Source organism: Pseudoalteromonas thalassia, assembly GCF_049257215.1.
Classification (GTDB): Bacteria; Pseudomonadota; Gammaproteobacteria; order Enterobacterales; family Alteromonadaceae; genus Pseudoalteromonas; species Pseudoalteromonas lipolytica_C.
Window position 1 is genome coordinate 228,120 of the sequence record NZ_JBMMUE010000002.1, and the last position, 13,923, is coordinate 242,042.

Below are 13,923 nucleotides of genomic sequence, written 5' to 3' on the forward strand. Positions count from 1 at the left end.
ATCATTATTTTACTAACTAAATAGGAAAACAGATCACGCTTTTACTAACATAAAAAGCGTGATAGATCGTTATTTTACTAACTAATTAAAGCTATTTAATAGCTTTGTTAATTGCTCTAAGCGTTTGTCAGTCATAACTTTATTATCTATTTTCACAGATAGATCACCGCTTTTAATATTGCGCTGTACAACAACAAATTCACTATCAAGTATTGCTTCACGGCGACTGGCCGATACTGGCTCTGCCGTTAAACGTTTAGTGATAGCTAAAGCGCGTTTGTCATCACTGCTAATAGCCACAAGCTCAGCATCAGAACTGATTTCGTCAACAAGCTGAGTAAACGCTTGCTCGTCTCGCTCTTTAGCTGCTATGAGCTTTTTAGCGACCTCACGACCTACGTGATTTGCAGTAGGGTAAAGGCTTAAAACTGTTGCTGGAAGATTCTCATAAGCTTTGATTGCATCAGCAATTGCAGTGTGAGACACGCCTTCAATAGCAGCAATTTCACGATAAGAGCCTTTTTTACCTTCAGCAATAAGCTCATCACGGGTCTGTTGATATGCTTGACCAAGCTCCCATAAACTCGGGGCAATGTATTGATCTGAAGAAACGGCAAGAATTTTTGCATCTTGATCTGTAAAGTCTGCAGAGCTTAATACTAAGTAATCAGAATTACTTAAAATACAGGCTTTACGACGACGTGAGCCTGCTAATACAAGCATTTCGTCACCTTTATCCCAACATAGGGCAGGGTGCTGGTTACGACCGTCTTCAGCAATTGCAGGTAGAATATCGGCAACTGACTTTTCGTTTAGAAGTGATTGTACTCGGCGGTTTTTACCGTATACCTTTGTTTTAGCTTCAATTTCAGAGCTAGGGATCACTTTACATACCAACGTGATTTGACGGATAGGATCACTAGGAGCAGGCATACTGATAACATCACCGGCAGATGCTTTTTCAAGCAATGCATCTAAACTGCTGCTTTCAATAGAGGTTGAAAAAGGATCTAAGCTGGTATCATTTTTACGTTTTTTAGCCATCTTTATTATTAACCTTACTTAGCTGTATTTAGTGTTGATTGAGTTGATTGCCAGTTAGATCTGATCAACATTTCAAGTTCATCAACCACATCTTTGATATTTTCTTGAGCACGTAATAGTGACTCGCGACTTGCTAAGCTGTCAGAAGTCTTTTGATCAAAAATAGTATTAAATGATGATGAGCTGGCTGTTATAGCAGAACTATGATTTATAGGGTAACTCATTACTTGACGACCGAACGCACTACGTACATCTTTTACGATATCACGCTGTGAGTGATTGCCTTTCACATAGTTAGTAACTAAGAACTGCATAAAATCCCATCCCTCGTGACCAAGGGCTGCAACTGTATGGTATATCTCACCTAATCGTTTTAAATATTTATTGTTGGCATCAAAGTCTACTGCTTCTGGATGTACAGGAATAAGCATTGATGTAGAAGCCATTAATGCATTATAAAACATAAAGTTAAGAGAAGGAGCGGTGTCAATTAGAATGATATCAAATTGATCTTTTACTGGCTCAATAACTTTCTCTAATAACTTGTGGTAATGACGCGTTTTATCATAGCTTGAGCTGTCTTTTAGTAAAGTAGCTGTTTCATGCTCAAAATAAAAGTCATCCATACCTGAAGGTAAGATACGGATATTAGGAATATGAGTAGGTAGAAATGCACTTGTAACTAATTCATCCCAGGTTTCATTATCTTCAAGTTCAATACAATCACGCATTAAGTCACCTACAGTGATTGGATCAGGTTCACTTGGTGGGAAAAAGCTTGAAGATGAGCCTTGAGGGTCAAGGTCAATGATACCAATGCGATAACGTTTAATATTGGTGGTAGCCAGAGCTGCGGCTATATTAACCATACTAGTTGTTTTACCACATCCACCCTTTAGTGAATTAATAACAATAACTTGTAATTTATCATCTAGAGTTCGGTGATCTGGCTTGATATCCATGATATCTGCCATAGCAAAAATATTGACTAACGTATAAGCATAGTGACCATTTGCGCCACGTTTGATATTCAATTCATCAAAGTCACCATTGTCATGGCGTCTTTTAAGGGTGCGATTATTACAACCTAGTAGATCAGCAGCGGCTTTTTGAGTGTAAGTGCGAAGTTCTTTTTCTTCAGACTTAAGATGGGCACGGTAATGTTGAATACGTCCTTCTAGCGATTTTTCAGCAACTTCTGATGTCGCTTTTAGTAACCTATAAGTGGCTAGCGCATTATTATTGATAGACATACTTTCTTCCTCAAAGTTATGCTTTAAGTATAATGTCCATTCAAATTGCTGTAAACAAGTATTTAAGACGACATGCCTTTTATTAATAAGACATTTAATAAAAATTTGTAACTTTACTTATGCTAAGTATAAATAAGTAAGTTTAATATCGGTTAAATATATAGGTATATAAGGTTAAGATGCTAAAATAGTGTAATATCTAAATGATTTTATTGAATATTTTATAAAATAGCAGATCATAGTTTTACTTGGTTAAGATCAGATCTCTTATTACTCACAGATCAGCTTATTACTAAGTAAAAAATGGGCTTTTTAGTTATGCACAGCTTAATCACCAAATTACTCACAATTATGTCTGTGTAGATCAAAATTTTACTAACTAAATTAGAAAGTTATACACTGGTACCCAGGTAAAATTAAGCATTTAGTTAGTATGGATCTGATCTATAGTTGGTACAGATCAGATCTATGCTAACTTAAACTTGGTTTATCCACATGCGATTTAAAAAATAGAGATTTATGTCGTGTAAATAAGCCTTAAAAAGTAGATTCACCGGACATAAATTGAACTGAGTTAGTAAAATCGCCACCTATGAACTATAACTTAGTAAAAATCTGATCTGAAAATTAGCAATTACGAGAGAGTTAGTATAAATCTGATCCTAAGAAATTAATTGAGATCGGATCAAGTTTTTACTAACTTAAACATTTAACTTTTTAAGTTTTATGTGTTGTTATTAACTGTCGAAGAAAAATTGGAAATAAGAACAATGAGCCGAAAGGTCAACATCTCGGTAGATAACTTACCCGACACATTACGCGGGCAGATCCACGGGGTGGAAAGTGCAATAGATAATGAAAGTCTTGCACTATTTACAGACAATAAAGATGTGCGCGTTTCAATTGAAAATGCTGCTCATGGTTTGAGAGCTTACTCAAATACATTTAATCATTATGATTTATGGGGACGTTTTGTCCGTTCTGGTCATAAAAAGCTTCCGGTTGAAGAAGCACCAAAGAAAACAATCGTTACACGCAGAATCTCTGAAAAAGTAGACGGCATTCTTTATGATGGCGAAATAAAAATTACACCTGCGGTAGTAAGCACTCGTAAAGATGGTGAAGATGTTGAATATCTTGTTTGGCCATCTGACCGAGAAGAAAAAGTCGAGCGAGCTCTGATCCGCTTAGCTTCTAAAGGTAAAATTGTAAAAATTAATTTTAAATCGGGTATTCAATACGCGGTTGTTTTTTCAATGAATGAATTGGCGCAAGAGCTGAAAGCTGTTGGCCAGTCGATGCCATATCCTCAAATTAAAGAATCTTTAGAAGCATTACAAGGTTCTAAACTTTCATTTAGATATTCAGCAACCGACACCCGCAATTCTGATATTGATGATTCATTTTACGAATCGAATATGAACTTTTTATCGTCACTGCACTTTAGTGGCAAGAAAGGTCAAGGTGGTAACGTAAAATGTGTTGCATGTTTAAATGCGTTCGTACATAACATGATCGATAATCTTGAATATAAAGGTTATTACTTTAATAGTGCACAAGAATTAAAGCGTGGTTTATCACGTTGGATGATGCTGCGTTTGTATCATTTATGGCGTTATGCTGCACCGGGTAAAACCTACCATTTTCGACTTTTATCAATTATGGAAAAGTACGGCTCAATCTACTCGACAGATGAAATAACAGAAAACAAATTGAAAGCATTGCGTCGTGATATGACGACAACAATGAAAGATTTGATCGAGAAAGGTGCAATTTCAGAATATAACATTACCAACGTTAAAGATGATAAAACAGGTAATATTATTGATTACACTTACGAGATGCATCCGTCTGACCAATTTTGTGATGAGATTCTTACACTAAATAAGCATAATAAACGAATCGAAATACAAGGTGGCAAACGCATTGTTGAGAATGCAGTTTTAATTGATGAAGATAAAATTGAAGAAATAGTAGAAGATTAATTTTTTTAATACTACTAACTACAAAAAAAAGGCCACATAAGTGGCCTTTTTAACATAATCAATCTGTTACTTGTTCTAAGTAAAGTCTATCAACTAAGAAATCATATTCTCTTTTACGAGGGTGGCTTTGTGGTTTTTGATAATCAGATAACGTACCAAGTTTTACATCTGGTTCAGGGTTTATCAATATAAATGGTAAAGCAGCACTAACATGATATCTGTTCTGAGCAGTGTATCTCACATTAACTTGTGGGCTTACCCTTGTTGGTCTACGAATTCGTAATTTCTCTTTATCACCTAAACTTGCAACACGACTTTGTTCTTGTGCAACAAGTGCTTGCCAAGAATGTTGATCGATCATTCTTGGATTTGAATAACTTGCAGACTTTTCTAACATAGCGAGTGCCATTTTTTTCGTTAGTGTTTTAGTTGCATGTTTGTGCATCCAAGTAAAACGGACAGAGTAGGGTGACTCAGTTTCATAGTGAATTTTACGATAGGCAGCTAAAGTAATTAAGTTTGGCACAGCATTATGAACTGCTTCAAAGCGTGCATCGTTATTATCGATAGCCAACACACAATTTTTAAAATCAGCTTTGGCTTTGTTTATTTGATTGATTCTGGCAGTAATATTTTGTTTATCAACATCTTTAAGAACTAATAAGCCAGGATGCCTTTTAAGTACTCGACTACTTAATCCCGTCTTTTTATAAAAATCACCAAACGAATTAATGATTTGTTTTTGTGCATCAGCACCTTCAACTTTTATGACAGGTATTGCCGAAGGGACTTTTTTCTCATCGTTTATATCAATATCAGGTAATTGATAATATGACGCTTTATGAAAATCAAGCTGTTTTAATTCATCACAAAATAGGTGGGTTAACTCATTAACTAAATCAAACTGACTGCGAATTTCAAGTTTAGTACTCATAGGAACACATCTTACACACACACATTCCTTAAGTTTAACCATATCCCTTGTTTTTTAAAATACTTATTTCACTCAATTGTTGACCTTACTTAAGATTTAATTTAAGCATGATGTGTTCTTTATTATTAGTACATAGCATGTATTTTTATTATTTCAACTTAGTGATAAAAAAGTCTTTTTAACTATCGTAAAGATGAGGTTACACTAGTGCTATCTAATAGTAAGATGTGTTCTTATATTTCTGTAATATCATAAAGCAGGTAACTTACTGTTCTATAATGTTTAAATTGTAATTTTTTAATTATTCATAGCAAAAGTATTTATCAAATAACTAAATAATTACAAATAGCTGAATATTGTCCTTGAACTTAGTACCTGCATTAAGTTAGTTTTCGTTAACGGTCTATGTTAGGAATGAGGAAAGAACATGCAATCGTGGAACCCAGACAGCTGGAGAAAACTGCCGATACTTCAGCAGCCAGAGTACCCAGATCAAGAAGCCCTAAAATCAGTTGAGGGGCAATTAAAAAGTGCACCACCTTTAGTTTTTGCTGAAGAGACGCGTAGCTTATATAAACAACTAGAAGCTGTATGTGAGGGCAGAGCCTTCTTATTACAAGGTGGTGATTGTGCAGAGTCATTCAGTGACTTTAACGCAGCGAATATCCGCGACACTTTTAAAACACTTTTACAAATGGCCGTCGTTTTAACTTATGGTGGTAAATGCCCTGTTGTTAAAATTGCACGTATGGCAGGTCAGTATGCTAAGCCACGCTCATCAGATTACGAAACGATTGACGGTGTTTCATTGCCTTCATACCGTGGTGATATCATCAATAACTTTGAATTTACAGAACAAGCGCGTATTCCAGATCCACAGCGCTTAATGACGGCGTACCATCACAGTGCAGCAACGTTGAATTTATTACGTGCATTTGCCCAAGGTGGTTTAGCAGATTTACATCAAGTAAACCGCTGGAACATGGGTTTTGTTGCTGCAAATCCACTTAAAGAGAAATACCAACAGTTAGCAGACAGAATTCAAGATGCCCTTGAATTTATGGAAGTGTGCGGTATCGACTCAACAGTTGCACCAAGCTTAAAAGAAACAGACTTATTTACATCACACGAAGCATTATTATTAGGCTACGAAGAAGCATTAACACGTCGTGACCATCTATCAGGTGACTGGTACGATTGTTCTGCACACTTTGTTTGGATTGGTGAGCGTACACGCCAGTTAGATCACGCACATATCGAGTTCTTTAAAGGTATTAAAAACCCAATCGGTGTGAAAGTTGGCCCTGGTATGGACCCAGACGAGCTTATTAAATTAATTGATGCTGTTAACCCAGATAACATTCCTGGGCGCTTAACATTAATTACCAGAATGGGTGCTGATGTACTTCCAGAGAAACTGCCGGCACTGGTACGCAAAGTACAACAAGAAGGCCGTAAAGTAATTTGGAGTTCTGATCCAATGCACGGTAATACAGAAAAAGCGAGCTCAGGCTACAAAACAAGAAGCTTTAATAATATCCTTCGTGAAATTAGCCAGTTCTTCGCAGTTCATAAAGCTGAGGGTTCATACCCAGGCGGTGTTCACCTTGAAATGACTGGCCAACACGTAACTGAATGTACCGGTGGTGCGTATGGTTTATCTGATGAAGACTTAGCACAACGTTATCGCACACAGTGCGACCCGCGTTTAAATGCTGATCAAGTTTTAGAACTTGGTTTCTTAGTCGCAGATTTATTAAAAGACGCACGTAAGTAACTTATAAGTTATACAAAAAAGGCTGCTATTTGCAGCCTTTTTTAATGTCCGATACTAAAGAAAGTTAGTACTTACGTCTTTCAAGACCTGTATCAGATATAATCTTTGCAGATATTTCTTCAACCGAATGATGTGTTGAATTTAAATATTGAATCTTTTGTTTTTTATAAAGCATTTCTACTTCACGAACTTCAATTCGACACTGTTTTAAAGACGCATATTTAGAGTTCGCCATACGACGTTGGCGAATATCAGCAAGGCGAACAGGATCAATTGTTAAACCAAATAGCTTATGTTTGTAGGCCTTTAAACATTCAGGAAGGGTGCCACGCTCTAAATCATCTTCTGTAAGTGGGTAGTTGGCTGCTTTTATGCCGTACTGCAAAGCTAGATATAAACTAGTGGGTGTTTTACCACTTCGGCTAACGCCGACAAGAATAATGTCTGCCTCAGAATAATTTTTTATATTAGCGCCATCATCATTGGTCAGTGCATAGTTCACCGCATCAATTCTAAAGTCATAGCTTTTCTCATGCATTGAGTGTGTTCTATGTACTTTTGGTACAGGGGCAACATTGAGTTCTTGAGCGATTTTATCACTGTATTGCGATAAAAAGTCATAACATATTGCACATGACGATTTTATAATTTCACTTAATTCATGGTTCACAAAAGTGAAAAATACCAAAGGTTGCTCACCATCTCGTTGAGCTGTTGAGTTAATTAAGTTCCTAACTTCGTTTGCTTTTTTTTCTGTTTCAACAAAAGGAATTGTTTTGTGATTAAACTCCACAGGAAACATAGATAAGGTCGCATGACCAAAGACTTCGGAGGTGATAGCTGTTCCATCAGAGATATAAAATGCAGTTCTCATATTTAACCTTTTTATTACCTTTATCTGCAAAATAGGGGCTTCACGGTTTACGTGAGGTCTGTTGCCAGTGTAGAATGACTACGACCTTTTTAGAAGGTTTTCTTTCTTAACTCTCACAGTTAGTACTACAATTTGTTTATGGAGAAAGATCCGTGCAAGAATACGTTCTCTGGTATCAAGAGCTTGGTATGCAAGATGTTCCACGTGTTGGCGGTAAAAACGCTTCACTGGGTGAAATGATCTCAAACCTAGCTAACGCTGGTGTTCAAGTGCCAGGTGGTTTCGCTACAACCGCTGATGCATTCAATGAGTTTCTAGAGCAATCTGGTTTAAACTCAAAAATCCACGATATTTTAGACACATTGGATGTGGATGATGTAAATACACTCGCTAAAGTCGGTGCCGAAATCCGCCAATGGATTATCGACACACCATTCCAACCTAACCTAGACCAAGCCATTCGCGAAGCATACAGCCAATTACATGGCGACGCATCTCAAGATGTATCATTTGCAGTTCGCTCATCTGCAACAGCAGAAGACATGCCAGACGCTTCATTTGCAGGACAACAAGAAACGTTTTTAAACGTACGTGGTATTGATTCAGTTATGACTGCAATCAAACACGTGTTTGCCTCACTATTTAATGACCGCGCTATTTCTTACCGTGTTCACCAAGGTTATGATCACCGTGGTGTTGCATTATCAGCTGGTATCCAACGCATGGTTCGTTCAGATAAAGCAGCTTCAGGTGTTATGTTCAGTATTGATACTGAGTCTGGCTTTGAAGATGTAGTATTTGTAACGTCAAGCTATGGTCTTGGGGAAATGGTTGTACAGGGTGCTGTAAACCCAGATGAATTCTATGTTCACAAACCAACACTTGCCAACGGTAAACCTGCTGTAGTTCGCCGTAACATTGGTTCTAAAGCAATCCAAATGATTTACTCTGCAGATGAATCACACGGCAAGCAAGTTGAAATTGTTGATGTAGATTCTGCACTATCAAACAAATTCTCAATCACAGATGCTGAAGTTCAAGAACTTGCAAAGCAAGCTGTGATCATTGAAAAACACTACGGTCGTCCAATGGACATCGAGTGGGCAAAAGATGGTAATGACGGCAAGCTTTATATTGTTCAAGCACGTCCAGAAACTGTTCGTTCAAATGAAGACGCAAACGTAATGGAACGTTTCCAACTAAACGGCACAAGTGCTGTTGTAGTTGAAGGCCGTGCTATTGGTCACAAAATTGGTTCAGGTACTGTTCGTGTACTTAATTCAATTGACGAAATGGACAAAGTACAACAAGGTGACATCCTAGTTACTGACATGACTGACCCAGATTGGGAGCCAATCATGAAACGTGCCGCTGCGATTGTAACAAACCGTGGTGGCCGTACTTGTCACGCTGCAATCATTGCTCGTGAACTTGGTATTCCTGCAGTTGTTGGTTGTGGCAATGCAACTGATTTAATTAAAGCAGGTCAGGATGTAACAGTATCGTGTGCCGAAGGTGACACAGGTTATATCTACGAAGGTATTTTAGATTACGAAGTACTTACTTCACGTGTTGATGAAATGCCAGAATTACCAATGAAAATTATGATGAACGTGGGTAACCCAGATCGTGCATTCGACTTCGCGCGTTTACCACATGCTGGTGTTGGTCTTGCTCGTGTAGAATTCGTAATCAACCGTATGATCGGTGTTCATCCTAAAGCACTTCTTAACTTTGATGCGCAATCTGATGAGCTTAAAGCTGAAATTTCAGAAATGATGGCAGGTTATGAATCGCCAGTTGAATTCTATATTTCTAAGCTTGTTGAAGGTATTGCAACACTAGGTTGTGCATTTGCACCTGAGCGTGTAATCGTTCGTATGTCTGACTTTAAGTCTAACGAATATGCAAACCTTGTTGGCGGCCAGCAATATGAGCCGGAAGAAGAAAACCCAATGATTGGTTTCCGTGGTGCAGCGCGTTATATCTCTGAAGATTTCCGTGACTGTTTCGCGTTAGAGTGTGAAGCAATTAAACGTGTTCGCAACGAAATGGGTATGACTAACATCGAAATCATGATCCCATTTGTTCGTACACTTGAAGAAGGTAAACGCGTTATTGAATTACTTGAAGAGCACGGTCTTAAACGTGGCGAAAATGGTCTTAAAGTAATCATGATGTGTGAATTACCATCAAACGCTTTACTAGCAGATGAGTTCTTAGAGTATTTCGATGGTTTCTCTATCGGTTCAAACGACTTAACTCAGTTAACATTAGGTCTTGACCGTGATTCAGGTTTAATTGCACATCTATTTGATGAGCGTAACCCTGCAATCAAGAAACTATTATCAATGGCTATTCAAACAGCTAAAGCAAAAGGCAAATACGTAGGTATTTGTGGTCAGGGTCCTTCAGATCATGAAGACTTTGCAGCTTGGTTAGTTGAGCAGGGCATTGATTCTGTTTCTCTAAACCCAGATACAGTATTAGAAACTTGGTTATATCTTGCTAAAAAATTAGCCGACTAAGTACTTTATTTAGCTATAATAAAGAACCTAATATAAAAAATGCCAGCAATTAGCTGGCATTTTTGTTACTTCGAAGGACAACACGCCCTTTAAATCAGCGAGCAAGTTTTTTATCAATATAAGCACATGACCTAGTGAGTGCCTTTTGACACAAGGTTAAATAATCACGCGCTTTAGGGTAATAAAATGATAAACAAAAAAGCCCAGCAATAAAAAAAATAAGCGAAGGTCCAGGTACAACAATAAAAACTAAGCCCAGTAGTAAACTTAGTAAACCCAAACTGATTAATGCAATTTTCTTCATATCCATATCTCTTTGATGCTTTTATAAACAGTATAAAAGTAATGCTTTCAAAATCGATAAAAAGAGTGTTACAAACTGTAAAATCTTCAATTTAACTTAGCTACTAGCATGATATAATTTACAAAATGTCTTAATTTGTCACCGTCATGATAGCAACAATAAGTCAACAACAAGTCGCATCTGAATTAGTCGCTAATTATTTAGAAACGATTAAAAAGCAAGGTTTTAACGGCGATACTGATGCAAGTTTTTCAACGCGTTTGAGCTTATCGACCGATAACAGTGTGTATCAACAAGTACCGCAGGGTGTTATCTTTCCAAAGTCAGCGAAAGATATACAACTGGCTATGCAAATTGCCTCTCGTGATCCTTTTTTATCACTGACTTTTGGCCCTCGTGGCGGTGGTACAGGTACTAATGGTCAATCACTAACTCCTGGCATTGTTGTTGATTTATCACGATACATGCGTGAAATATTAGAAATCAATGTCGAAGAAAACTGGGTTAGAGTACAAACAGGTGTAATAAAAGATCAACTAAACGACTTTTTACGGCCTTATGGTTTTTTCTTTGCGCCCGATTTATCTACTAGTAACCGCGCAACAATTGGCGGAATGATAAATACAGATGCATCAGGTCAAGGCTCTTTGGTTTATGGCAAGACCAGTGATCATGTTTTAGGTCTTACAACTTATCTTGTTGATGGCACTGAAATGTCAACAACCCCTATGCCTATAGAAAAAGCTAAAGTAATTGCTGAACAAAACACCACGGTAGGTAAATTATATAAAACAGTTATCGATATTGGCCTTGATAATCGAGACGCAATTTTAGAAAAATTTCCGCGCTTAAATCGCTTTTTAACCGGTTATGATTTAGAACATATTTTTTCTGATGATTTACAAACCTTTGATATGAGCCGATTAATTACTGGTTCTGAAGGTTCGTTGGGTATTGTTACCGAAGCAAAATTAAACATTACGCCAATTGCTGAATTTAAGACATTAATCAACATTAAATACGATAGCTTTGATTCTGCTCTTCGTCATTCGCCATTCTTAGTCGCAGCAAATGCGACTTCTGTAGAAACAGTCGATAGCAAAGTACTTAATCTTGCTCGAGAAGATATTATTTGGCATTCAGTATCGGACTTAATAACCGATGTTGAAAACAAAGATATGCAAGGCCTCAACATGGTTGAGTTCAATGCGGTTTCACCAGAAGATATTAAAGATAAAGTTGAGTCCCTATGTAAGTTACTTGATAAATGTGTCGAAGAGCAAACTAATGGGGTGATCGGTTATCAGTTAACCAATGATAAAGCTGATATTTTAAAAATTTATGCAATGCGTAAGAAATCAGTGGGACTTTTAGGCAATGTAAAAGGCAGTCAAAAACCGTTAGCTTTTGCCGAAGATACCGCTGTACCACCTGAAAACTTAGCCGATTTTATTGTAGAGTTTCGCGAACTACTTGATAGCCATAATTTGCAATATGGTATGTTTGGTCATGTTGATGCTGGTGTACTACACGTACGACCGGCACTTGATATGTGTGATCCTGAACAAGAAAAATTGCTTCGCCATATTTCAGATGAAGTCGTTAAACTGACTGCCAAATATGGCGGCTTAATGTGGGGCGAGCACGGTAAAGGATATCGTAGTGAGTATGGCCCTGAATTTTTCGGCGAGCATTTATTTACACAACTAAGAAAAATCAAAGCGGCATTTGATCCAAATAATAGAGTAAACCCAGGAAAAATATGTACGCCAATTGAAAGTAAAGACTCACTAGTTTCTGTTGACGATCAAAAGCGTGCCTGGTTCGACAAAGAAATTTCTATCGATGTTAAAACAGAATTTAATAACGCTATGACCTGTAACGGTAATGGCCTGTGTTTTAATTACGATGAAAAATCACCAATGTGTCCATCTTATAAAGTAACAGGTGACCGCCGTTATTCGCCAAAAGGTCGCGCAAGTTTAATGCGCGAATGGTTACGACTGCAAGAGTCTGAAAATATTGATTTACTCAATGTTGAAAAAGAATTGATGAATGGTGAAGTAATCACTTGGTGGGAGCGCTATCAACATAGTCGCGATAAGAAAAAAGGCGTTTATGATTTCTCTCACGAAGTGAAAGAATCAATGGACGAATGCTTAGCTTGTAAAGCATGTACTACTGCATGTCCTATCAAAGTTGATGTTCCGACATTTCGTTCACGCTTTTTAAATTTCTACCATAGTTATTATGCACGTCCAGCAAAAGATTACCTTGTTGCGGGTATCGAACAAACAGCACCGGTTATGGCAAAGTTTGCAAAAGTTATTAATCCGATAGTAAATAGCAAACTTGTATCTGGACTAATTAAAAATACCATCGGTTATGTTGATACGCCAAGTTTAAGCGTACCGCAACTTTCAAAACGTATTTCAAAAGATCAGCAATTCAATTTTGAATTACTAAATTCGCTCACAAAAGAACAACAAGCCGAATATGTACTGATAGTACAAGATCCATTTACTAGTTATTACGAAGCAGAATTAGTCGAAAGCTTTATTAAAGTAATTAAAGCGTTAGGCAAAAAACCGATGCTATTACCCTTTAAGCCAAATGGTAAAGCACAGCATGTTAAAGGTTTTCTAAATGAATTTAAAACGACAGCAAAAAATGCAGCAGAGTTTTTAAATTCACTCAGTGAAATTAATGCGCCACTTGTCGGACTCGATGCGTCTTTAGTTATGTGTTATCGAGATGAGTATGTATCAATTTTAAAAGAAGACCGTGGTGATTTTAAAGTTGAGCTTGCACATGAATGGCTTCAAACACAAAACTTCAATCAACTTTCACTTACCACTAAGTCGAATTCTACTTTTAAATTATTAAGTCATTGTACTGAAACAACAGCAATGCCAAATGCGTCTAAAATTTGGCAAACAATTTTTGCTGATTTAAATTTATATCTAGACACAACGAGTACGGGTTGTTGTGGTATGGCAGGAACGTATGGCCACGAAAAACAAAACCAAGAAAATTCACGCGCACTTTATGAAATGAGTTGGCAACCAATTATTTCTAATAATGAGCCTGAAACTATTTTAGCAACAGGTTTCTCATGCCGTAGCCAAGTGAAGCGGTATGAAAAATTCAAACCAAAGCATCCATTGCAATTAATTGCAGAGCTACTTTAAAAAATAGATTTTAATTTAAAGTAAAAAAATTAA

General features: G+C 37.1%; 9 protein-coding genes. 4 read left to right on the forward strand and 5 right to left on the reverse strand.

Going from position 1 to position 13,923, the window contains the following annotated elements; all coding sequences use genetic code 11:
- Positions 1–81 precede the first annotated feature (81 nt).
- Both AAEU31_RS03410 and AAEU31_RS03415 read right to left on the reverse strand, forming a co-directional pair.
- Complete coding sequence (locus AAEU31_RS03410; protein ID WP_421966442.1) at positions 82–1,044, reverse strand: transcriptional regulator; 963 nt, start codon at positions 1,042–1,044, stop codon at positions 82–84.
- 14 nt (positions 1,045–1,058) lie between these two features.
- Entirely contained in the window at positions 1,059–2,297 is a 1,239-nt protein-coding gene (locus AAEU31_RS03415; protein WP_421966443.1) for an AAA family ATPase, read from the reverse strand.
- Positions 2,298–3,067: 770 nt separating this feature from the next.
- On the opposite strand from AAEU31_RS03415, the gene AAEU31_RS03420 reads away from it, so the two are divergent.
- The gene (locus tag AAEU31_RS03420) at positions 3,068–4,282 is read left to right on the forward strand and encodes a hypothetical protein (RefSeq protein WP_063703764.1); all 1,215 of its coding nucleotides are present in this window, start codon (positions 3,068–3,070) and stop codon (positions 4,280–4,282) included.
- A 58-nt stretch (positions 4,283–4,340) separates the two neighbouring features.
- Here AAEU31_RS03420 and AAEU31_RS03425 read toward each other — a convergent pair whose 3' ends face one another.
- A complete protein-coding gene (locus AAEU31_RS03425) occupies positions 4,341–5,216 on the reverse strand; it encodes a DNA replication terminus site-binding protein (RefSeq protein WP_138556532.1) in 876 nt (291 codons plus the stop codon).
- A gap of 427 nt (positions 5,217–5,643) precedes the next feature.
- Between AAEU31_RS03425 and AAEU31_RS03430 the strand changes: the two genes are divergently transcribed.
- A complete protein-coding gene (locus tag AAEU31_RS03430) occupies positions 5,644–6,993 on the forward strand; it encodes a class II 3-deoxy-7-phosphoheptulonate synthase (protein ID WP_135926629.1) in 1,350 nt (449 codons plus the stop codon).
- Positions 6,994–7,057: 64 nt separating this feature from the next.
- Here AAEU31_RS03430 and ppsR read toward each other — a convergent pair whose 3' ends face one another.
- Positions 7,058–7,867: a posphoenolpyruvate synthetase regulatory kinase/phosphorylase PpsR gene (gene ppsR / locus AAEU31_RS03435; RefSeq protein WP_421966444.1), complete on the reverse strand. Its 810-nt coding sequence runs from the start codon at positions 7,865–7,867 to the stop codon at positions 7,058–7,060.
- 152 nt (positions 7,868–8,019) lie between these two features.
- Between ppsR and ppsA the strand changes: the two genes are divergently transcribed.
- A complete protein-coding gene (gene ppsA / locus AAEU31_RS03440; RefSeq protein WP_421966445.1) occupies positions 8,020–10,395 on the forward strand; it encodes a phosphoenolpyruvate synthase in 2,376 nt (791 codons plus the stop codon).
- Positions 10,396–10,489: 94 nt separating this feature from the next.
- Here ppsA and AAEU31_RS03445 read toward each other — a convergent pair whose 3' ends face one another.
- Positions 10,490–10,699: a PGPGW domain-containing protein gene (locus AAEU31_RS03445; protein WP_135926626.1), complete on the reverse strand. Its 210-nt coding sequence runs from the start codon at positions 10,697–10,699 to the stop codon at positions 10,490–10,492.
- A 146-nt stretch (positions 10,700–10,845) separates the two neighbouring features.
- On the opposite strand from AAEU31_RS03445, the gene ydiJ reads away from it, so the two are divergent.
- Entirely contained in the window at positions 10,846–13,890 is a 3,045-nt protein-coding gene (gene ydiJ, locus AAEU31_RS03450) for a D-2-hydroxyglutarate dehydrogenase YdiJ (protein ID WP_421966446.1), read from the forward strand.
- The last annotated feature ends 33 nt before the right edge of the window (positions 13,891–13,923 follow it).